The organism is Citrobacter sp. R4 (genome assembly GCF_026719175.1).
Lineage (GTDB): Bacteria > Pseudomonadota > Gammaproteobacteria > Enterobacterales > Enterobacteriaceae > Citrobacter_A > Citrobacter_A sedlakii.
In genome coordinates, this window is record NZ_JAPPSU010000002.1 from 352,025 (window position 1) to 373,686 (window position 21,662).

General features: G+C 51.3%; 19 protein-coding genes. 18 read left to right on the plus strand and 1 reads right to left on the minus strand.

The window, feature by feature from the left end; all coding sequences use genetic code 11:
* The first annotated feature begins 452 nt into the window (after positions 1–452).
* From OOJ60_RS07200 to OOJ60_RS07280, 17 genes are all read left to right on the plus strand, one after another.
* On the plus strand, positions 453–1,058 hold the full coding sequence (locus tag OOJ60_RS07200) for a tyrosine-type DNA invertase (RefSeq protein WP_042289022.1): 606 nt from the start codon (positions 453–455) through the stop codon (positions 1,056–1,058).
* A 472-nt stretch (positions 1,059–1,530) separates the two neighbouring features.
* Complete coding sequence (locus OOJ60_RS07205; RefSeq protein WP_042289024.1) at positions 1,531–2,127, plus strand: tyrosine-type DNA invertase; 597 nt, start codon at positions 1,531–1,533, stop codon at positions 2,125–2,127.
* A gap of 495 nt (positions 2,128–2,622) precedes the next feature.
* Positions 2,623–3,171: a type 1 fimbrial major subunit FimA gene (gene fimA / locus OOJ60_RS07210; RefSeq protein WP_042292073.1), complete on the plus strand. Its 549-nt coding sequence runs from the start codon at positions 2,623–2,625 to the stop codon at positions 3,169–3,171.
* A gap of 68 nt (positions 3,172–3,239) precedes the next feature.
* Complete coding sequence (locus OOJ60_RS07215) at positions 3,240–3,779, plus strand: fimbrial protein (RefSeq protein WP_042292076.1); 540 nt, start codon at positions 3,240–3,242, stop codon at positions 3,777–3,779.
* A gap of 56 nt (positions 3,780–3,835) precedes the next feature.
* Positions 3,836–4,540, plus strand: coding sequence for a fimbria/pilus periplasmic chaperone (locus OOJ60_RS07220; RefSeq protein ID WP_042292079.1), 705 nt, complete (start codon positions 3,836–3,838; stop codon positions 4,538–4,540).
* 74 nt (positions 4,541–4,614) lie between these two features.
* Entirely contained in the window at positions 4,615–7,251 is a 2,637-nt protein-coding gene (locus tag OOJ60_RS07225; RefSeq protein WP_205612315.1) for a fimbrial biogenesis usher protein, read from the plus strand.
* Positions 7,252–7,261: 10 nt separating this feature from the next.
* On the plus strand, positions 7,262–7,789 hold the full coding sequence (locus OOJ60_RS07230; RefSeq protein WP_205612316.1) for a fimbrial protein: 528 nt from the start codon (positions 7,262–7,264) through the stop codon (positions 7,787–7,789).
* A gap of 12 nt (positions 7,790–7,801) precedes the next feature.
* Positions 7,802–8,302, plus strand: coding sequence for a fimbrial protein (locus OOJ60_RS07235; protein ID WP_042292085.1), 501 nt, complete (start codon positions 7,802–7,804; stop codon positions 8,300–8,302).
* 16 nt (positions 8,303–8,318) lie between these two features.
* Positions 8,319–9,224, plus strand: coding sequence for a fimbrial protein (locus OOJ60_RS07240; protein ID WP_042292364.1), 906 nt, complete (start codon positions 8,319–8,321; stop codon positions 9,222–9,224).
* 67 nt (positions 9,225–9,291) lie between these two features.
* A complete protein-coding gene (locus OOJ60_RS07245) occupies positions 9,292–10,692 on the plus strand; it encodes an EAL domain-containing protein (protein WP_082636772.1) in 1,401 nt (466 codons plus the stop codon).
* Positions 10,693–10,840: 148 nt separating this feature from the next.
* Positions 10,841–11,560, plus strand: coding sequence for a Crp/Fnr family transcriptional regulator (locus OOJ60_RS07250; RefSeq protein WP_233470883.1), 720 nt, complete (start codon positions 10,841–10,843; stop codon positions 11,558–11,560).
* A gap of 578 nt (positions 11,561–12,138) precedes the next feature.
* On the plus strand, positions 12,139–12,732 hold the full coding sequence (ecpA, locus tag OOJ60_RS07255; protein ID WP_181822574.1) for a common pilus major fimbrillin subunit EcpA: 594 nt from the start codon (positions 12,139–12,141) through the stop codon (positions 12,730–12,732).
* Between the two features lie 57 nt (positions 12,733–12,789).
* Positions 12,790–13,467 (plus strand): hypothetical protein, encoded by a 678-nt coding sequence (locus OOJ60_RS07260; RefSeq protein ID WP_042292091.1) that lies wholly within the window; start codon positions 12,790–12,792, stop codon positions 13,465–13,467.
* A 57-nt stretch (positions 13,468–13,524) separates the two neighbouring features.
* Positions 13,525–16,017 carry a TcfC E-set like domain-containing protein gene (locus OOJ60_RS07265; RefSeq protein WP_205612317.1) on the plus strand — a complete coding sequence of 831 codons (2,493 nt, stop codon included), beginning with the start codon at positions 13,525–13,527 and terminating at the stop codon, positions 16,015–16,017.
* A 10-nt stretch (positions 16,018–16,027) separates the two neighbouring features.
* Positions 16,028–17,635, plus strand: a complete 1,608-nt coding sequence (locus OOJ60_RS07270) for a fimbrial protein (RefSeq protein WP_205612318.1) — start codon at positions 16,028–16,030, stop codon at positions 17,633–17,635.
* A 41-nt stretch (positions 17,636–17,676) separates the two neighbouring features.
* Positions 17,677–18,321, plus strand: coding sequence for a molecular chaperone (locus tag OOJ60_RS07275; protein ID WP_220186090.1), 645 nt, complete (start codon positions 17,677–17,679; stop codon positions 18,319–18,321).
* A gap of 424 nt (positions 18,322–18,745) precedes the next feature.
* A complete protein-coding gene (locus OOJ60_RS07280; protein ID WP_200035464.1) occupies positions 18,746–20,176 on the plus strand; it encodes an EAL domain-containing protein in 1,431 nt (476 codons plus the stop codon).
* A 121-nt stretch (positions 20,177–20,297) separates the two neighbouring features.
* Here OOJ60_RS07280 and OOJ60_RS07285 read toward each other — a convergent pair whose 3' ends face one another.
* Positions 20,298–20,906, minus strand: coding sequence for a DUF1062 domain-containing protein (locus OOJ60_RS07285; RefSeq protein ID WP_200035465.1), 609 nt, complete (start codon positions 20,904–20,906; stop codon positions 20,298–20,300).
* Positions 20,907–21,403: 497 nt separating this feature from the next.
* Here OOJ60_RS07285 and OOJ60_RS07290 point away from each other — a divergent pair, with 497 nt between their 5' ends.
* On the plus strand, positions 21,404–21,661 hold the full coding sequence (locus OOJ60_RS07290; protein WP_042292105.1) for a YjhX family toxin: 258 nt from the start codon (positions 21,404–21,406) through the stop codon (positions 21,659–21,661).
* Position 21,662: the final 1 nt, after the last annotated feature.

Genomic DNA, 21,662 nt, shown 5'->3' on the forward strand with positions numbered 1-21,662 from the left:
ATAATGTTCTTCGTATTCACTGAAGTCACTTGCACCCTATTTGCCTGGTTGTCGGGATCTCCGCCCACGAAAAACGTGGTCGTTGCGTATGCCGATTAAAGGCCAATACATTTGGCGCGGTTGGTGTGTTTATATCAACCACAGGGGCTTCTGAGTTCATCATCCAGAGGAGTAAGAATGAACAGGACGTGGAAACCACCCGGAAAACCGTTTTTTTTCAGTCTTAAACATCACTACACCGCGAGATGTCCGAGGAGGCTTTCCCCAGGGAATGGCAATACGTCATGACCTAACGAACAACCGCCGTTTTAACTATCCGGTTCAGCGCAGCAGGGGCCAGGCGATTTTTACCCCCGACAAAGTGCCTATAAATAACGAGTAAAACCGGAAGAGCCATTGGATTGATGGTGATGAGCAGAACAGTTGCATGCCTGCAAAAAAAAGGGAACCTAATGAAAAACAGCGCCGATAACAAAAAAAGGAACTTCCTGACTCAGAATGAAATAGAGTCGCTTCTCAAAGCAGCCAATACCGGACCTCACGCTGCCCGCAATTACTGCCTGACACTACTGTGTTTTATCCACGGGTTTCGTGCCAGCGAAATCTGCCGTCTGCAAATTTCAGACATTGATATCAAATCAAAGTGTATTTATATCCATCGACTGAAAAAGGGTTTCTCTACCACCCATCCTTTATTAGGTGAAGAAATCCAGGCGCTGAAAAACTGGCTGGATATTCGCGGAACGTATCCGCACTCCGACAGCGAATGGTTATTTTTATCACGAAAAGGAAACCCGCTTTCTCGCCAGCAATTTTATCAAATCATTTCCGCATCTGGCGATAACGCCGGACTGCCGCTGGAAATCCATCCGCATATGCTTCGCCACTCCTGCGGCTTCGCCTTAGCCAATATGGGAATCGACACCCGCCTGATCCAGGACTACCTCGGCCACCGTAACATCCGCCACACCGTCTGGTACACCGCCAGCAACGCCGGGCGTTTTTATGGTATTTGGGACGACACAAAACTTAAACAACGTAACGCTCTTTCACTCTGATAAAGCTAACGCCATGGATGGTGTTAAAAAATAACCTTCTGCTTACCGAAGTTTAATCAACATTAACCCTATGTTAATTATGATTATCGTTCAGGCATGTTCATGTAATTAATAATTGCGATACTTATTATATCCTTGTAATCACTCTGGATATCAGATTTTTATTAATCCCAAGGTTAAACCATTCAGCTTATCTTCTTTCGCTGAAAATATCGGCAACGCGAACTATTTTCCTTTTATTTTTAACCACCTGACATTAACGCCTTCGGGTTCGGTTGTGGTAATCCTTAAAATAAATAAAAATAAGATTTATCATGTGGCAATGATTTCCTCATGTGTAAAAGTAATGTAATCACCATTTTGTGATTATTTCCCCGCATATAATACGCCTTTAACATCGTCGATTATTTTTTAATCGTCATGGTTTTTTACAGGTGTTCATTAGCAGAAACCCATTCAGGAGTAATGTATTGTGAATCGACGTCGTTATCTTACCGGCAAAGAAGTTCAGGCGATGATGCAGGCCGCTCGTCACGGTCCGACCGGAGAACGGGATTATTGCCTTATTCTGCTGGCATTCCGTCACGGGATGCGGATCAGTGAACTCCTCGACCTGCATTACCGCGACCTCGATCTTCATGAGGGGCGTATTAATATCCGACGGCTGAAGAATGGTTTTTCAACCATTCACCCGCTGCGCTTTGATGAACGCGAAGCCGTCGAACGCTGGAGCCAACAGCGCGCGAACTGGCGTGGGGCAGGCCGCACCGACGCGGTGTTCATTTCCCGCCGGGGTACACCACTGTCGCGTCAGCAGGCGTATCGCATCATTCGCGCGGCCGGAATTGATGCCGGTACCGTCACCCATACCCATCCCCATATGCTCCGCCACGCCTGCGGTTATGAACTTGCCGAAAGGGGGACGGACACGCGACTTATTCAGGACTATCTCGGCCATCGCAATATTCGCCATACCGTGCGTTATACCGCCAGTAATGCCGCGCGTTTTGCCGGATTATGGGAGAGAAACAATCTGATAGACGAAATTTCACAAGGGAAAAAGAAATAAGCTAAATCATTGAAAAGGAACAGAAAAGTCTAGACCGAACAGGTCAATTGGGGCCAAACTGTTTATATCATAAAAAAATTTAGTTAAGCATTGCAACTAACAAGTTAAGATTTATCTCAAATTCAATGTTATCTCATTGATTAACCAATCATTATATTAAGTCTTTTTTCACAACATTCTTCCCCGACGGATGGCTTCTCACCGATTTGTCTTCCCACGCCTTTCCTGTTCGCGCTTGCTGAACAAATTAAAATATCAGTTTTTTACACTTCAAATACATCAAACACCAATACAAAAAATTAAAAAACACCACAAAAAAACCATCCAAAAGCCATTTATCCCGATGAGTCAAAATGGCCCCAATTGTCTCATAAATTGGGCAAAAACTGTGCAGAACCGGCAGTCGCACCATTCGGCTGAAATAGGGAATGCCTGGAAGGCACAACGACTGCCCATTTCGGTTCGTTACATCGATTTTGTTTAAAGGAAAACAACATGAAAATTAAAACACTGGCAATCGTTGCTATGTCAGCACTGTCCCTGACCTCCGCGGCGGCTCTGGCCGATACCACCACGGTGAACGGCGGTACAGTACATTTTAAAGGGGAAGTCGTTAACGCAGCCTGCGCCGTTGATGCCGGATCTGTCGATCAAACCGTTCGTCTGGGCCAGGTGCGTTCAGCAAAACTGGCGACGGCGGGGAGCACCAGTTCCGCAGTGGGCTTCAACATTCAGTTGGTTGATTGTGATACCAGCGTCGCCACCAAAGCGTCTGTTGCGTTCTCTGGCGCAGCGGTTGACGCCACCAACACCACCGTACTGGCGCTGCAAAACTCCGCAGCCGGTAGCGCAACCAACGTAGGCGTGCAGATCCTCGACAGCCAGGGCACCCCGCTGGCGCTGGACGGCGCAACCTTTAGCGCGGCGACAGCCCTGAATGACGGCCCGACCAACATCCCGTTCCAGGCGCGTTACTACGCGACAGGCGCTGCGACTGCCGGTATCGCAAACGCCGACGCAACCTTCAAAGTTCAGTACGAATAATCCCTCTGACAGGGACGCATTCAGGGCCAGGACGGCCCGTTATCCGCAACAGGACTGAGGTGATAACGATGCAATGGATGAAATCTGGTCTGCTGATCCTTCTGTTTCCCGTTTGCGCGCTGGCCGGGAACAAATGGAATGTGACGTTACCCGGCGGGAACTTACGTTTTCAGGGGGTCATTATCGCCGAATCCTGCCGCGTCGAGGCAGGCGACAGGCAGATGACGGTACAGATGGGACAAATCAGCAGTAATCGGTTTCATGCGCCAGGTGAAGATACGGACCCGGTGCCTTTTGATATTCATCTTCAGGATTGCAGCACTTCGGTAAGCCAACGTGTCGGCGTGGCGTTTCATGGCGTAGCCGATGGTAAAAATCCCGACGTGCTCTCCGTGGGTGAAGGACCCGGGATCGCGACCGGGATCGGCATCGCGTTATTCGATAAAGACGGCAGTCTGGTGCCGCTTAACAGTCCGCCGCTGAGCTGGACACGACTTTATTCCGGGCCAACGACGCTGCATTTCATCGCGAAGTATCGTTCAACCGGACGCCAGGTAACCGGGGGGGCCGCGAATGCCCAGGCCTGGTTCTCTTTGACCTACCAGTAATTAACCCGCAGAGAAACGGAATACAGGAAACGACGGTGAGTATAACAAGGGTAAACATGAACAAAACATGGGCTATGACGCGCGGCCTGCTGGCCGGGTTACTGCTGGTCGCCACCCTGGGCGTGTCTTCTCAGGCTGACGCAGGCGTGGCGCTGGGCGCGACCCGGGTGATTTATCCGGCGGGCCAGAAACAGGTTCAGCTCGCCGTCACCAACAATGACGACAGCAGCACGTATCTGATCCAGTCGTGGGTGGAAAACGCCGACGGCGCGAAGGACGGACGCTTTGTGGTCACGCCGCCGCTGTTTGCCATGCAGGGAAAGAAAGAGAACACCTTACGCATTCTTGACGCGACCAATAATCAGTTGCCGCAAGACCGGGAAAGCCTGTTCTGGATGAACGTAAAAGCGATTCCGTCGATGGACAAGTCGAAGCTCAGCGAGAACACCCTGCAACTGGCGATCATTAGCCGCATCAAGCTCTATTACCGTCCAGCCAAACTGGCGATGTCGCCGGATGAGGCGCCAGCAAAGCTGCGATTTCGCCGCGCGCCGGGCACGCTAACGCTGATTAACCCGACGCCTTATTACCTGACGGTCACCGAACTCAATGCCGGCACCAGGGTGCTGGAAAACGCGCTGGTCCCGCCGATGGGCGAAGCCCAGGTGAAATTACCGGCCGATGCAGGTCGCGAGATTACTTACAAGACCATAAATGATTATGGCGCGCTGACGCCGCGTATGACAGGCGCAATGCAATAACGAACGGGGAAACCAGCGAGATCCCCTGAACAAAAAAAGAACTGACAGCCGGGCGATTTCGGACCGGAGGGACTATGTCATATCTGAAATTTGGACTCGAACGTTTGGGGTCCCGGCGTAGGCGGTATGACGCCACGCGTTTGGCTGGCGCACAGGCGCTGCTCCCCTTTGCCCTTTTGCTTGCCTCGCACTCATTTTCCGCGCAAGCGGAGCTTTATTTTAACCCGCGTTTTCTGGCGGACGACCCTGCGGCCGTGGCGGATCTTTCCGGCTTCGAAAAGGGGCAGGAACTGCCGCCGGGCACGTATCGCGTGGATATTTACCTTAACAATGGGTATATGACCACCCGCGATGTCACCTTCAATGCCAGCGAAAATGGTCATGGGTTAGCGCCATGCCTGACGCGCGGCCAGCTTGTCAGTATGGGGTTGAACGCCGCAGCCGTCAGTGACATCAACACGCTGGCGGCTGACGCCTGCGTGCCGTTAACCGGGATGATTAAAGACGCCACTGCCCGTTTAGACGTGGGGCAACAGCGGCTGTACCTGACCATCCCTCAGGCCTTTATGGGAAGCCAGGCGCGCGGTTATATCCCGCCGGAAATGTGGGATAACGGCATCACCGCCGGGCTGCTGAACTACAACTTTACGGGTAATAATGTCGAAAACGATGTCGGCGGCAGCAGTCATTACGCGTATCTGAACTTGCAGAGCGGGCTGAATCTTGGCGCCTGGCGTTTGCGTGATAACACCACCTGGAGCTACAGCAGCGGCGGAAGTGCATCCAGTAATGAAAACAGGTGGCAGCACGTCAACACCTGGCTGGAGCGGGATATCACGCCTTTACGTTCACGACTGACGCTTGGCGACAGCTACACCAACGGCGATATTTTCGACGGGATTAACTTCCGTGGCGCGCAGTTGGCCTCTGACGACAACATGCTGCCGGACAGCCAAAAAGGGTTTGCCCCGGTGATCCACGGTATTGCCCGCGGGACGGCGCAGGTATCCGTCAAACAAAACGGTTATGAGATCTACCACAGCACGGTGCCGCCGGGTCCGTTCACCATTAACGATCTCTACGCGGCAGGCAACGGCGGCGATCTGCAGGTCACGATCAAAGAAGCCGATGGCAGCAGCCAGAATTTCACCGTGCCCTATTCGTCGGTTCCGGTGCTGCAACGTGAAGGGCATACCCGTTTTGCCCTCACCGCCGGGGAATACCGTAGCGGTAACGATCAGCAGGAAGAACCTAAATTCTTTCAGAGCACCCTGCTGCACGGGCTTCCGGCTGGCTGGACGCTGTATGGCGGCACCCAACTGGCGGATCGCTATCGCGCCTTCAATCTCGGGGTCGGTAAAAACATGGGAGAGTTGGGCGCGCTGTCGGTTGACGTGACACAAGCCAATTCCACCCTGCCCGATGACAGTAAACATCAGGGTCAGTCGGTCCGTTTTCTCTATAACAAGTCGCTCACCGATGTCGGCACCAACATTCAGTTGGTGGGCTATCGCTATTCCACGCAGGGGTATTACAGCTTTGCCGACACCACCTACAAGCGGATGAGCGGCTATGACGTGCAGACCCAGGATGGCGTGATTCAGGTGAAGCCCACGTTCACCGATTACTACAACCTTGCCTATAACAAGCGCGGCAAGGTGCAGGTCAGTGTCACTCAGCAGTTAGGCCGCACCGCCACGCTCTATCTGAGCGGCAGCCATCAGACTTACTGGGGCAACGACAGCGCCGACGAACAGTTTCAGGCCGGACTGAACGCCGCCATTAACGACATCAACTGGACACTGAGCTACAGCCTGACCAAAAACGCCTGGCAGGACGGACGCGATCAGATGCTGGCCATCAACGTCAACATCCCGTTCAGTCACTGGCTGCGATCCGACAGCAAATCCGTCTGGCGCCACGCCAGCGCCAGCTACAGCATGTCCGACGATCTTAACGGTCGGATGACCAACCTCGCAGGGCTGTACGGCACGCTACTGGAAGACAATAACCTGAGCTACAGCGTGCAGACCGGCTACGCGGGCGGCGGCGAGGGCAACAGCGGCGGCAGCGGCTATGCCGCGTTGAGCTATCGCGGCGGCTACGGCAACGCCAACGTCGGCTATAGCCGTAGCGACGGCATTAAACAGCTCTACTACGGCATGAGCGGCGGCGTGCTGGCGCATGCCAACGGCGTGACGTTCAGCCAGCCGCTAAATGACACGGTGGTGCTGGTGAAAGCGCCGGGCGCGGAAGGCGCGAAAGTGGAAAACCAGACGGGTGTCCGCACCGACTGGCGCGGTTATGCCGTTCTGCCGTACGCCACGGAATACCGGGAAAACCGCGTCGCGCTGGACACCAACACCCTTGCGGACAATGTCGATCTTGACGACGCGGTGGTCAGCGTCGTGCCGACACACGGTGCGATTGTCCGTGCGGAATTTAAAGCCCATGTCGGGATGAAGCTACTGATGACGTTGATCCACAACGGCAAACCGGTTCCCTTTGGCGCAATGGTGACATCGGAAAGCAACCAGAGCGGCAGCATCGTTGCCGATAACGGCCAGGTTTATCTGAGCGGAATGCCGCTTGCGGGGCGCGTGCGGGTGAAATGGGGCGACGGCGCGAACGCCAGTTGTGCGGCGGACTACCGTCTCCCCGCCGAAAGCCAGCAACAGTTGCTCAGCCAGCTCACGGCGGTATGCCGTTAAGGACATGAAGATGAAAAAACGCTTTTACCTGCTGGTCGCGGTGCTTTCGCTGGTCGCCGCGAACACCCGGGCCGCTGACAGCACGATCACCATCAGCGGCTACGTCAGAGACAACGCCTGCGCCGTGGCGGGGGAATCAAAAGATTTCACCGTCGACCTGCTGGATAACGCCGCGAAGCAGTTCAGCAGCGTCGGCGCGACGACGCCGCTGGTGCCATTTCGGATTGTGCTGTCCCCCTGCGGCAGTTCAGTAACCGCGGTGAAGGTGGGCTTTGTCGGCGTCGCCGATAACGACAACACCAGCCTGTTAAAGCTTGATAGCGGGGCGTCAGCGGCGGCGGGAATGGGCGTGCAGATCCTCAATGGCCAGCAGACGTCGCTGCCGCTCAACGCCGCTTCCTCCGCTATTCCGTGGACCACATTGACGCCCGGACAGCCTAACACGCTGAATTTTTACGCCCGTCTGATGGCGACACTCGTGCCGGTAACGCCGGGACACGTTAACGCGACAGCAACATTTACTCTCGAATTTCAGTAAGCGGAGGCTCTGATGAAATGGTTTCAATCCGGCTGGCTGTTAACGGTACTGCTGGCGGTCTCCCCAACGCCGCACGCCGCCGACGTGACCATCACGGTAAACGGCAAGGTGGTGGCGAAGCCCTGCACGGTCTCTACCGTCAATGCCACCGTCGATCTTGGCGATCTTTACACCTTCAGCCTGGTGTCTGCCGGATCGTCTTCAGCATGGCACAGTGTGGCGCTCGATCTCAGCAACTGTCCGGTTGGCACCTCGCGCGTGGTCGCCAGCTTCAGCGGTACGGCTGACAGCACCGGCTATTACAAAAACCAGGGCACCGCCAGCAATATCCAGCTCGAATTACAGGACGACAGCGGCAATACCCTGAACACCGGCGCAACAAAATCAGTACAGGTGGATGACGCCTCGCAGTCCGCCCGTTTTCCCCTGCAGGTTAGAGCGCTCTCGGTGAACGGCGGTGCGACCCAGGGGACGATTCAGGCGGTGATTAACGTGACTTATACCTATGCCTGAGCAGGAGAAAAAGTTGATGAAAAAAGTGTTCGCCCTACTTACCACCCTGCTGCTGTTGGGCTGGTCGCTCAACGCCTGGTCCTTCGCCTGTAAAACCGCCAACGGAACGACCATCCCCATTGGCGGCGGCAGTGCTAACGTCTATGTCAATCTCGCGCCTGCCGTCAACGTCGGGCAAAACCTGGTGGTGGATCTTTCAACGCAGATTTTTTGTCATAACGACTACCCGGAAAGCATGACCGACTATGTGACCCTTCAGCAGGGTTCCGCCTACGGCGGCGTTTTGTCGAGCTTTTCCGGTACCGTCAAATATAATGGCACCAGCTATCCGTTCCCGACCACCAGCGAAACCGCGCGGATCATCTACAATTCGAAAACCGATCAGCCGTGGCCGACCATTCTCTACCTGACGCCCATCAGTTCCGCTGGCGGAGTGGCGATCAGCGCGGGTACGCTTATCGCAAAGCTGATCCTTCGCCAGCGAAACGACAAAAACAGCGACGACTTTCAGTTTGTCTGGAACATCTACGCCAACAACAACGTGGTGGTGCCCACCGGCGGCTGCGACGTTTCGGCCCGCAACGTGACGGTGACGCTACCCGACTACCCCGGCTCTGTAGCAATCCCGCTAACGGTCTACTGCGCGCAAAGCCAGAATCTGGCGTATTACCTTTCCGGCGCCACCGCGGATGCCGCAAACTCGATCTTCACCAATACCGCCTCGGCCACGCCGGCGAAAGGAGTAGGCGTTCAGCTTACCCGCAACGGCAGCATCGTGCCCGCCAACAGTACGGTCTCTTTAGGTACGGTAAGCACCTCCGCCGTCAGTCTCGGTCTCACCGCCAACTACGCACGCACCAGCGGACAGGTCACGGCAGGCAACGTACAGTCAATCATTGGGGTGACGTTTGTTTATCAGTAACGCAGGCGGGTTACGACAGGATTATGTTCTGTCGCCCTGCGCGTTCGCTGCCGAGGGAGTGGCGAGAATGATGACGCCAGAGCGCGGGCATCTGACGCGTCTGCATCCGCAAACATTGGTGATGACGCCGCTGCCGGCGCTGGCGTCGGCACGCCGGATAGTGGTGTTTTTACCGGAGGATCCTCTCTGGCTGCTCACAACGCTGCAACAGGCGGCCCTTCTGCTGGATCAGGCCGCCACGCCGTTGCCGATGCTGATCCTCAGCCGCTGTCCGAATGGTTGGCTGTGGCACACGCTTCTTCATCTTGTCGCCGACCGCGCGTTGCTGTCCGAAGTGCGCGCCGCCTCGTCCGACCTGCCCGCCCGCTGTATTGCGGCGCTGCTTCGCGGTCACGCTTTACAGGCGTATCCGCCCCTGCCGACGCTGGCGGAAAAGGAGGCGTTGATTCGCCATAAACCCGCCGCCGGCCTCAGCAAACCGGAACTGATCACCATTCTCGATTTACTGCACGGCGCCAACATTGCGGAACGGGCGCTGCACCGTGGCGTGAGCCAAAAAACCCTTTATAACCAGAGAACTTCAGGACTGAAAAAGATGGCGGAACATCACCCGCAGCTGGCGGCGAATTTTCCCGGTCACCCGGTGACCGCGCAGAATAAAATAGACGGCGAAGATCTCTCTGCTTTTGAGCGTGAGTTTGTGCATGCAATCCACTGCCGGGATCTTTTTCCGGTTTTCCAGCCCATCGTGGATGACGAACAGCGGCTACAGGGTATGGAGATCCTCTCGCGCTGGCGGCGCGACGGGACGATTCTCCAGCCCGGCGCATTTTTGCCAGAGATACAGGCCGACTATGCCTGGCTGGTGCTCACCGCCTTTGTTCTGCAGGAGGCCGTGCAGAAGATCAATCGCTATCCAGGCTCGTTTTATTTCTCCATTAACATACCGCGAGCGATTGCCGGTCACATCCATCTTCCCCGCATGCTGGAAACCGCACGTCAACAGTTGCGCCAGCCCCGACATGTCGACAGGCTGGTACTGGAATTTGCTGAAACCATCGATTTCCGGTTACAGGCTCACGCCGCCGCCAACATTGCAGAATTACAGCGGCTCGGTTTTCGTATTGCGCTGGACGACTGTTATTCGCAGGGTAGCGTGTTTTTTCCGGTCAGACAGATCCGCTTTAACGAATACAAGCTGGATATGAGCATTGTTAACGAGATGCAGCACGATCCCCACGCGCTGGCGCTGATTAAAAGTCTGCATTATTACTGCAAGCTGACCGGCAGCCGCTGCGTTGCCGAAGGCGTGGACAGCGACGAAAAGTTCAGGATGCTGAAGGCGCTGGGTATCGATCGTTTTCAGGGCTACCTTATTTCCCCGCCGGTGAACGGAATGGAACTGGAGGCGTTGATGCTGCGAAAGCGCGAGGAACGGGACGTGTGTGAAGATAAAGCCGACGCATAAGGCGTCGGCCCATTGCGGCCTCATCCGTGGCGAACCTTGCGCGTGAGATAATCACGACCCGCAATGAAAATTCCTGGAGTGATGCCGATTCCCTTGTCCCGGCGCGGTGATGCGATAAAATCCCCCTCTTTGCCTCAGGAGTTGTTGCGTGAAACCGGAAAAGCGAGAACGTAGAATTTCCATCATGCCGCTCGGCAATCCTTTCCCTCCCCGTCACTGTTCCCTCTGTCCTAAAGGCACCGCGATTGACCGTAACAATGAACGAGGGTTGATCGACAAAAGAAGACGATTTGCGCCAGGCGATATCATCGCCTCACAGGGAAAACCGGCAGCGTCGCTGTTTGTTATTCATGAGGGGTACTGCACCGCTCAGGTAGAAATGAATAACAAGGCGGTGGTCAGTCGTTTCTTTCTGCCAGGCGACATCATGGCGCTCGATGCGATAAACGATGGGCGCTATATTTCGACACTTAAAGCCGCCACGGCTGCCGAGATTTGTCATATCAATCTTTCCCGCTTACTTGAAACCGCCGCTAACGACCCTACGGTTGCGGCGTCGGTGATTAAATTTCTCAGCCATGACAGCGGCTTTATGGTGGAAAAGCTTCAGCGCTACGCCAATAAACATGCCGACGCGAAACTTGCCGCCTTTCTGGTGGAATTCTATGAAATGCATTTGCGAATTGGCCGTCCGGAAACGACGCTGCGTCTGCCTTATTCCCGGGAAGATATCGCCAGTTATCTGGAACTTAAAATAGAAACAGTGAGTCGGTCATTAAAAGCGCTTGAACACCTTGGACTCATTAGTCTGCATCGCGTCCGAACGGTCACGCTACATAGTTATCTGGGGTTAAAGAGTCTGCTTTAAAGGATTCCCGTCCGTCACGACACGGAGTGTCATTTTCTGCCCACCTCAAACTGTTTCTGACGTTTATAAATCTCTTGATCAGTAACAGCCTGCGACATAAAAACACGCGCAAATATCGGAATATTCTCCAGATTCCCCGAAAAACATAAGAATTTTCCGATCTTAAATAAAATTTATCATATTTTTAACAAAAAATAAGCATTTAAAAACGTTTGCGTTATAAATCTGTATCATTATGTTTTATAAGAAATTTCCGGACCGTTGCGCTCACTGACTTTTTGATTTTTATCAAAAAGTCAAAACAGGCCAAAAATCTATTTCAGTGTTATTTTTAGAGAAAAAACCTAATACAAACTTCTCTGCCAAACAAAGATACTACACAAAACCCTTTATCGCCGTTATTGAATGGAAAATTCCTGGCTTTTTTATTATTCATAAAATTTATCGGCTGTTGAGTACACATATATTTCAAAAGATAATTTTTATCGCGGCAATTGTTGTTCGCAAATAAAGGATCTGCTGGCTTCCATTTTATAAACAGACGCCCGCAGAGAATAAGTTCTTAGGAGAAGACAAAAATGAAAAAAATATTACTGGTTGCCTCTCTGGCTTCTGTTTTTGCGGCAGCAAATGCGACGGCTGATGTAACGGCCTCTGCGACCGCCTCATGGGATGCTACGGCAACGAAAGATACCAAAAGTATGCTGGTCGTTACCCCGCTTAATTCCCTGACCTTTCAGTACGCCGAAGGGTTAAATGCGTTTAATTCCCAGGACGGCGCGTTTGATATTACCATTCAGGGTCAGGACACCGCGACTGACTTTGAACTGACTGCTCAGGTTATTAGCAATACGCTGACCAACGCCAGCGGCGATGCGTCAACGCTTGACGTAGGCGTTGCGTGGAATGGCACCGCGCTTTCCAGCGCCAGCGAAACCGTTCTGGTCAATAAATCTAAAACCTCTGGCCTGGAAAACCTGCTGGCGGATGGCGCATACAATGGCACTGAGCGCGTCAGCGACCAGTCTAATTTCAAATTTACCATTGCTTCCGCAACGGTCGACGGCACCACCCCGGTAACCGACTATTCCACTCTGCCGGACGGCTACTGGAGCGGTGATGTGAAAGTTCAGTTCAACGCAACCTGGACGACGCCGACCACGACGCCTTAATCGTGATGATAACGAATTCGGGAGAGTACTCTCCCGAATTTTTCAGGGACAATTATCATGAAGAAATATTTTACCGCCGCTATTTTCACAGGTGTTTTCGCACCCTTTTCAGGTTGGGCAATTAACGTCGGTGATATCACGTCGATAATGACGTCCACGGAGAGTTCATTATCGAAAGAGATCACCAATACGACGGATTCCGCCCGCTTTGTTAGCGTCTCGGTAAAACAATTGTCATCGCCCCTTGCGGATGGCGTCGAGATTAAACCAGCGAATAACGGCGAACTGCTGTCCACACCCGCGAATCTTATCCTCCCTGGACAGGCGACGGATGTGTTCCGTTTTTTCTATAAAGGTCCGGAGGACGACACCGAACGCTATTATCGTCTGCAATGGGTTGACGAGCCGGTCAGTGAAAATGCTGAAACCAAAGCCAATAAAATGGCGGTAGCTACCGCTTCCGCGCAGATTGGCACCATTCTGGTCGTCGCGCCGCGTAAAGAAAATTTTAATTACAGCCGCAGCGGTGACGTTATTAGCAATACCGGCAATGTCTCCTTTCGGGTCATCGCGTATGGCGCCTGTAAAGACAAGGCACGCGAGAATGGCAAAGGTTGCCGCGAGCGTTATTACGTCATGCCGGGAACAAAAATAAAACTGCAATATACCGACGTAAACCATTCACGTTCACATATTGGGATCTGGCACGGTAAGCGATTTATAACGGTCAAATAATACACCGTAATCGGATTAATACGGATAAATACTCTACACCGGAATGTAAGGAAGCGAATGACAATGAAATATTTTGTCAGGGGAAGCGTTACCCTTTTAATAGTGCTGACACCGATTATCGTTTATTCAGCGCCGACGAAAGTGGGTAAGTATATTATCCCAGGCGCTTTCTCGCGTTCTCTGGAACAGGGAATGACCGTTCCGGTTTATATTCGTTACAATGAGACTGACGAAAAAAGTCAGCAGAAAATTGCCGATGCGATCATCTCGCTCACGGATAGCAGCATTACCGTGAAATCAATTGCCATTGCGGAATTACCCGACAACGCCGTGTTATCAAGAAAAACCCGCATCATGGTGGAAGGCCTTCGCGATGTGAAATTTCGCGATAACACCGTTATCGATCTGTCGGCTGATGCACGCCTGAAGCTGAATATCGCCTCCTTTCATCTGGAAATGATTGTCAGTAAGGATGCGCTGACGGAGGCCATCGTTGCCCGAAGCAGTCTGCTTGGCCCCTCCAGCGTCGAGACGCTTTCCAACGTGCTGAACTACAACGTCGGGACGTATTACAACGATTATCGAACCGGCAACAGCTCGCGAAGCTATCTTACTATTGATAATACGGCCTCATTACGTGAGCACCATTTAAATATTAATGGCTCGTTCTATGGGATTGGCGACAGCAATAACACCAGCAAACTGTACCGTGCGATGTACGAACGCGACTACCAGGGCTATCGGCTGGCATTGGGTATGCTTGATACCTGGAACGTGCAGTCGGTAGCCAGCCTGAACGCGTTAAATGGCGGTAAAATTTACGGCGTTAGCTACGGCAATAAAGGAAGTACGGTTATTGAGAAAAATTCCCTCTCCTTAACCCCAATTACCGTATTTTTACCCGCGGCAGGTGAAGTCCACGTATTAAGAGAAGGGCGACTGCTGAGCGTACAGAACTTTAATATGGGCAGCTATGAAATCGACACCAGCCGTTTTCCTTACGGCGTATATGACGTCACGGTCGAGGTGGTGGTGAATGGCCGAACGGTAAACAGCCGCGTCAGCCGGGTGAATAAAATCTTCGCCCGACAGCAAACCGCCGGAATACAGGGGTTGAACTGGCAACTCTTCGGCGGCTCGCTGGATTACGATCGCGTGAGTTATAAACGCAATCACTACCGGGATGAAGGGAGTGAGCAAACCTGGATCGCAGGCGGCGCCGCATCAATGACGCTGGCCATTTTGTCTGGCTTAAATCTGAAAACGACCGTTTACGGTTTTGGCAACAACGCGGTCAACGAAACCGATGTGACGCTCAATGTGAATGAGTACGTTAGCCTCGGCAATCAGACGCTTGTCGCTAACGATTCTTCCTGGCGAAACGTCAGTAATATCAATGTGACGATCCCCGGTGGCTACGGGTCGCTGTGGGCGTCACGCGAGGACAGTAAAATTGGCGACCAGCTACCGGTCCAGGAGCGCGATAACTATTCTGTCGGCGGGACGCTTAATCTCGGAAAATTTATTCCCCACGGCGGTTCGTTAACGCTAAGCCAGACGGAAAATCGCTATTCTGGCAACAAGTACCGGAACCTGGATTACAGCACCACCCTGTATTCTGGCCGATACGCCACGGTAGGGCTCCGCGCCGGGATCCAGCGTTATTACTACAACAATAGAAATGATGATGGTCGGCAGGAACGCTACGTCAGCCTGGATTTTTCATTACCTCTGGCTTCCTGGTTAAGTATGGGCGTCTCGCGGGACCGCTACGGCAGCACCCAGGGGAACCTCAGCGCGCGCAAACAGTTTACTGAAGGCGCCATCCGGTCAGTTGGGCTGTCTGCTTCGACGCGCCTGAGCGGCGAACAACATTACGATAATAATTATTCGCTTAACGGTAATATGAGTTACGCCACGAAATACAATTCCGGAATGCTGTCCGTTACGCGCGCGGCAGATAATTCGACGAATATGAACTTTTCGTCACAGGGGTCGGTGGCATGGAGCGGGAAAAACGTGGCGCTGAGCCAGGAACGTCAGCGCGCAGGGATCATCGTCAACACCGATTTGGCTGGCGAAGGGCAACTGGCGGCCAAAATTAACAATCGTCATTATCTCCTGAGCGGTAAGTCAAACTTCATCGCCCTGCCGCCCTATGCGCAATACAGAATGGAAATACTCAATGACAGAAATTCAGAAGACAGCTTCGATATTGTTTCCGGGCGTACCCAGGAATTGACGCTTTATCCGGGCAACGTCGGCGTGATCAATCCGGAAATAAAAAGCATGGTTACGGTATTTGGTCGCATCCGCTACCCGGACGGCCAACTGGCGACGAATACCGATATTCATAACCATATCGGCAAAACGCGCACCGACGCAAAAGGTGAATTCGCCATTGATATTGATAAAAAATATCCAGTAATCACTCTTGTTTCGGCGAATGGCAGCCTGTGTGAAGCCGATCTCGATCTGGACAAAGCGCGCGGCGCGGCATGGGTAGGCGACGTGAAATGTACGGCGCAAACCTCAATGGCACAACGGTGAGGCTAAATTGATGAACAAAACACTCCACCTTATTCTTGGCTGCGCGCTGGCGTCAGTATCCCCTTCTCTCTGGGCATTAACAGCATCAACGCAGGCTGCGGTGAGCAGCAATATTTTATTTATCGAAAACAATATTGATAACGAATATTTTATAACGCCATCTTCGCTGGATCCGCGCATAAGTGGTTCAAACACCTGGGTGAAATACGGTAACAACCAGGTCAGTCTTGGCTATATGGGTATCGTGGGTTGGGTCAGCAGTACCAGCTATTACCGGGACATGTGGATTGACGATTCGCCAGTGAGTGAACCCTTTAACGGCATTCGCTGCACAACGGGCGCGAATTGCCCTTCTTCTGGTTATATTGCGGCTGATTTAACGGATCAATATGGCTTTTACCATACGAAAGCGACCGGGGCGGGCATCGCTGGCGGATACTATGGTTTTGCTTCATTTACTGACTCGGCATTTGACTATTTTCGCTCAATGACTGTCGGCGCGTCGGAAACGCTGAAACTGAATTTTTGTCGCACCACGGTGGATTATGACTATGCCGCCGGTGCGCGTTGTAAAGACCAAACCAGCGGTAACTGGTATATCCGGCCTTATACCATTAATAAAATAGGTCATTTATCGCTCGAGTCGACAAACGCGTTTCAGGAATTGTGGATTGCCAGTGATGGCACGCCGAGTATTACGAAGGACTCCGGCTATTGTGAACTGGGTGTGGTGAGCAGTGTCGATGGCGTAATTTGTAAGATGGTGAGCTATGATCTCCAGCAAACATCAAACCTCACGGCGTCGCTGACGTTCAGAGCCTATATCGACTCGGCGATGCTGGGCTTTACCCCTGCGGCATCAGCGGTCAAGTATTCAGGTAACGGTTCAAACTGGTATAACTACAGTGCAACCACCGCCTATTACAATGTGCTGACGACCTCCGGAGACTATATCTATATTTTTCTGTCGAAAACGTTTTTGAAAGGCCTTGTCGACTCAGGGTTAAGCATAACCAATAGCCAACCCTTCACGTTTGGCTTTTATAATAGCTTAACGCCGGAGTCTGGCTATTACCAGTTTACGCCTTCGTTACAGCTCAATATCGTACCGAAAGAATATGGCATCAGCATTACCTCCACTGATAACACGACATCGGCACAGGGCAGCGGCACGATTGGAGATGCCGATCCTATAGAAATGAATTACACCGTTACCGTTTCCGGGCCGCGGCAGGCCGATACCATTACCGCGCAGGTTATCGGCGACAGCACCACGGTCAATGGCGTGCCGTATTGCCTGTTTCAGTCGGCGCAGGACGGGCTTTCTGTCCCTGTTCCCGCCTACCTGCAATACAACAGTGAGTCGGGCGGGGTAATACAAAAGCGTAACAGCTGTAACGAAGCGCCGATTTCGATGGCCGACGCACAGTGGCAACAAACACCATGGGATGTGAATAATACTGATGACGGCAGTTTTTTTACCACCGGTCTGACACTGTTATTTCCCATGAATGATTCACGTTCAATGCTTACCGTTGCCGGGGCGGACTGGGAAGGGGTGGTCAGCGCAACCGGTGAAATTAAAGTCACGGCAAACTGGCTGGGCGTAACGCCATGAAACGCGCTCAAACAGGGAAACGAGGTCTGTGGCTGGCAATCATGCTGATGGTCTTTCCGGTCCATGCTGTTTATCTTGAGTCGACTATTTATGAAATGCCTGCCGATAAGTCCTTTATCAGCAAGCGGATTTACAACGATAGTGATAAACAAAACGTTTACAGCATTAGCGCGGTGAAAATCGACAAGCCGGGGCCCGGGGGCGAAAAGCGAAGCCCAATTGCCGATGGCGAACTGCTTTTTACGCCGTTAAATTTCTCACTGGCGCCCGAGTCTGGTGAGTTCTTCAAGATCTTTTATCGTGGGCCTGCGGATGAAACGGAGCGCTATTACCGCATACTGTTTCGCGAGCTCCCTGTTACCCTGTTAACCGATCGCGAACATGGCAAGAAGAGCGAAGCGATACCCGCGGTCGCAATTGATACGATCCTTGTCGTTCGGCCACGAAAAATTAACTTCCAGTATCACCTTGATGAACAGAGAGGGATACTGAGAAATACCGGTAACACGTTTTTTAAAATCATTCTTCATCAGGGTTGCCACTCGACGGATGATGAGGCTGAAATGCGCTATCTCCTGCCAGGAGAAACATTCAACAGCGCTCAGCTGAGAGCAAATAACAGAAAATTTATCGTCGCCTTAAACAGGTATCATCCTGTGGGTAAGGCTTGCCAGAGGACGCAGTAATAACACCTTATTACGCGGCATCAGTATGAAAAATCTCATGGCAATTAACCTGAGTGTGTAAGGTCTATAACGGAATAGTTAATTTTAAACAATGATTTTCATTCCCTTTAACAAAAAAAATTTATAGATTTTTCTGAAGCTCCTTGAGTATTTTTAAGTCAATTGTATGGTCAACTGCACTTTTGGTAAAACTTTTAAAACACACTAAAACACAGGGGTTATATTTTTTATACTCAAGAAAAATTTATGTTTTGAGTTTTATATCTCATTTGTGCCTGTAATTTTCGTAACGCCCTGATTTTGTTGATAAGAGTCAGACTCTATCGCTGCTTTGTATTTATTAAAAAGAGAAAATTCGCGTTTTATCACTTTCTCCCGGAAGACGAGGTAGACGCTATACAATAAATTCACGCTGGTAATAGCTATGAATACTAAAAAAATTTTCCTGTTAAGTTATGACATCTGTCTTTTTTCTGGAATTAAGTCCTGGTTACCTAATTTAGTACTGGTTGATGTTCAGTCAGTAACCAATGAAAGACAGCAACACTTACCGCAATATCAGTCCTGTTTGTTGATCATCGACAACAGACTGCCTTTATTTTTCGTCAACAAGTGGATCCAACAAAACAGCAGCTTATTTAACCACATACACAGTATTGTCCTAAAGATGAGTAAGCATGACTGCTTTCATCGCGGTTATGAAAATGTCGACACTATAGATGCGAAACTGGGTGTGAATAGCGTGATAAATGCATTACATAAGAAGGCATTAGCGAGCCATGAATCCACCTTTAGTCTCGAAAATCTATCGGTTGCCCATTTCCGCTTAACGCATTTTGAAAAAGAAATGCTCAATGCCTCTTTTAGCCGAGGGGAATTGAATAATTTTTGCGTCGCGAATGCTGTGAGTCCGAAAGCGCTGTACCGGTATCGGGATAAAATTAACGCCCGACTGGGTTTTCGTTGTTTCAATGAGTCAGTTATCTTTTTATCCCGAAACGGCTTATTGAACGGCTTCACAGACTCGCCGGGCAACGCGCAATGTCTTGATTATGACGAACTGAACGCCAGCAGGCTGAGCATGGCTATTGTGGAGGAAGAGATCATCCCCTACTACCAGCCGATCGTTAATCAGAATGGCGATATGTGCGGTGTGGAAATCCTGGCTCGCTGGCCACAGGGGCACCACTACGCTATTTCGCAAAAAGAGTTTATTCCTTTAGCGATCAACAGCGGTCTGATCTTCGAATTGACCAGCTATCTGATGGCGACCGTCGCCCGCGATCTGATCTCCGCAAAGAGAATCATCAAAAATGAGCTGCTTATCGCTTTTAATATTGGTCCTTCCGGCTTAAGCAACCCTGTTTTCTACTGGGAATGCCTCAATTTTCTGGAGCAAACCCAACATTTACCCATAAAGCTGATGATTGAGATCACTGAAGACCAGGCGTTGAATATTACCCCGGCCATTAAAGAACTCATCCGCTCTCTGCGAAACCGCGGTGTACTGTTCGCCCTCGACGACTTCGGCACCGGTTATGCGAATCTTTACTATCTGAACGAGCTGGAGCTGGACATTATCAAAATTGATAAAACATTTATCAATAATATTAAGGATGGCGAACAGCGGGTTCCGATGCTGGAGTCAATTATTCACCTTGCCAACATTCTGGGTTTACGCACGGTCGCTGAAGGGGTTGAGCATGAGTACCAACACCGCTGGCTGGTCAACAATCACATTCATTTTCTGCAAGGCTATTACTTCCTGCCGCCAGTGCCTTTTGCCGATTTTCTTCGCTATCAACGGCGTGAGGAAAGCCCATGGCAATACAACGTAAATCAGTATGGATGCTGAGCTATCTCCGAAAGGAGATAGCCGCCTTTTCATGATGATATTAATGAAGCCCACCTCTTTTTCAGCCTATCCGCGCGCGGGTCATCCTGGCGACGATTGTCATAAGGTGAGCTTCTGCCTGTTAACGACGCGTCAAATCGATTCTGCGGCGGGCATACACCGTTTCCAGAGGCATGTGAATGTGATATACCGCCAATGCCCCCTTCCTTGATTTAAGCATCTTCTTCGTCACCCCGCTTATCTCTCCTGAATCGACTCGCTTATAAATTTCTGCTGAACTCAGCATGAGCTGCTTTTTCAGAATGGCCAGCAAGTTAACCTGAAAAGCACGGGGGATCCGGATACAAACGCTGACCCATTGTCGAGGGAAAATACTGACCGGCCACTGCTCCTGAATATGAAAATCAGGTTTGCCCGACGGCCTCGCATTGTTCCGCTTAAGAATCGCTTTGTTATGCGCAAAGTTTTCAACCGTATCCGCATCATTGAGCAGGAAACGGCGATAAAGCTCAGGATCTAATTTGTTGACATTGAGCCGCGAAAACAGAGCGATATTCCACGTACATTCGCAATGCGTACATTTATAAATACTCCAGACGTCCAGTCTCTTTTTTTGCGAATTGATTCTGAATGCCCCGGCGGGCGTAAACTCTCGTTTGATGTTGCATGACGGGCAGCGTTTTGCAATGCGCTGGTGCCCAACAGGGGTGACAGTCCATGTGACTTTCATAACGTACCTTTTTTAACCCGTACAAATTCGGATCCGTATTGAACGAACCATGTCTTTGTGTACGAAAAATATTTATTTGATATTTTTCAGTGGGTTAAAAAAAGATGTCCAATGCCACTCCCTTTCTTTGGCAAAGCGATACGCCGAGACTAGCAAAGCGGTCATCATCGGGTATATGCGTTCAATCAATATTCATGATGGTACCGCATGGGATCCTGGAGCGAATGACATGTTTGCACAGGCTAACGCCTGAGCGGTTTCGCGCTGAGATCACACTTTAAAGGATTCGCTATAGCCGCACAAAAAACCTGTGTTAACATTCACTCCGTAAATACCTTTCAACGTCACCCGAGGCTTTGATGCTGGAGAATGTAATCATCTGATAATCAGCTCCCCGACCTTTCAGGCCGGACTGATTATCAATGCGCCGAAATAGAATGCGGACACCGCTGTGTGTTTGCACGTTTTGCACATGATGATTAAACAGGTTTTCCAGTATGAATTTATCCCGTCAGGAACAACGTACCCTACACGTTCTCGCTAAAGGTGGACGTATTACGCACGTCCGCGATACTTCTGGCCGCGTTACCTCTGTTGAATGCTACAGCCGCGAAGGGTTGTTGCTCGCCGACTGTACGCTCGCCGTCTTCAAAAAACTCAAAACCAAAAAGCTGATCAAGTCCGTCAACGGTCAGCCTTACCGCATCAACACCACCGGGCTGAACCACGTTCGCGCCCAGCCTGATAATCGCTAAG

What these genes read in the sequence shown, in the direction of transcription:
- OOJ60_RS07280 (WP_200035464.1), top strand. Translation starts at nt 18,746, where the DNA reads ATGAATACTAAAAAAATTTTCCTGTTAAGTTATGACATCTGTCTTTTT.
- OOJ60_RS07290 (WP_042292105.1), top strand. Translation starts at nt 21,404, where the DNA reads ATGAATTTATCCCGTCAGGAACAACGTACCCTACACGTTCTCGCTAAA.
- OOJ60_RS07220 (WP_042292079.1), top strand. Translation starts at nt 3,836, where the DNA reads ATGAACAAAACATGGGCTATGACGCGCGGCCTGCTGGCCGGGTTACTG.
- OOJ60_RS07235 (WP_042292085.1), top strand. Translation starts at nt 7,802, where the DNA reads ATGAAATGGTTTCAATCCGGCTGGCTGTTAACGGTACTGCTGGCGGTC.
- ecpA (WP_181822574.1), top strand. Translation starts at nt 12,139, where the DNA reads ATGAAAAAAATATTACTGGTTGCCTCTCTGGCTTCTGTTTTTGCGGCA.
- OOJ60_RS07265 (WP_205612317.1), top strand. Translation starts at nt 13,525, where the DNA reads ATGACAATGAAATATTTTGTCAGGGGAAGCGTTACCCTTTTAATAGTG.
- OOJ60_RS07260 (WP_042292091.1), top strand. Translation starts at nt 12,790, where the DNA reads ATGAAGAAATATTTTACCGCCGCTATTTTCACAGGTGTTTTCGCACCC.
- OOJ60_RS07200 (WP_042289022.1), top strand. Translation starts at nt 453, where the DNA reads ATGAAAAACAGCGCCGATAACAAAAAAAGGAACTTCCTGACTCAGAAT.
- OOJ60_RS07245 (WP_082636772.1), top strand. Translation starts at nt 9,292, where the DNA reads ATGATGACGCCAGAGCGCGGGCATCTGACGCGTCTGCATCCGCAAACA.
- OOJ60_RS07215 (WP_042292076.1), top strand. Translation starts at nt 3,240, where the DNA reads ATGCAATGGATGAAATCTGGTCTGCTGATCCTTCTGTTTCCCGTTTGC.
- OOJ60_RS07270 (WP_205612318.1), top strand. Translation starts at nt 16,028, where the DNA reads ATGAACAAAACACTCCACCTTATTCTTGGCTGCGCGCTGGCGTCAGTA.
- OOJ60_RS07225 (WP_205612315.1), top strand. Translation starts at nt 4,615, where the DNA reads ATGTCATATCTGAAATTTGGACTCGAACGTTTGGGGTCCCGGCGTAGG.
- fimA (WP_042292073.1), top strand. Translation starts at nt 2,623, where the DNA reads ATGAAAATTAAAACACTGGCAATCGTTGCTATGTCAGCACTGTCCCTG.
- OOJ60_RS07240 (WP_042292364.1), top strand. Translation starts at nt 8,319, where the DNA reads ATGAAAAAAGTGTTCGCCCTACTTACCACCCTGCTGCTGTTGGGCTGG.
- OOJ60_RS07285 (WP_200035465.1), bottom strand. Translation starts at nt 20,906, where the DNA reads ATGAAAGTCACATGGACTGTCACCCCTGTTGGGCACCAGCGCATTGCA.
- OOJ60_RS07230 (WP_205612316.1), top strand. Translation starts at nt 7,262, where the DNA reads ATGAAAAAACGCTTTTACCTGCTGGTCGCGGTGCTTTCGCTGGTCGCC.
- OOJ60_RS07275 (WP_220186090.1), top strand. Translation starts at nt 17,677, where the DNA reads ATGCTGATGGTCTTTCCGGTCCATGCTGTTTATCTTGAGTCGACTATT.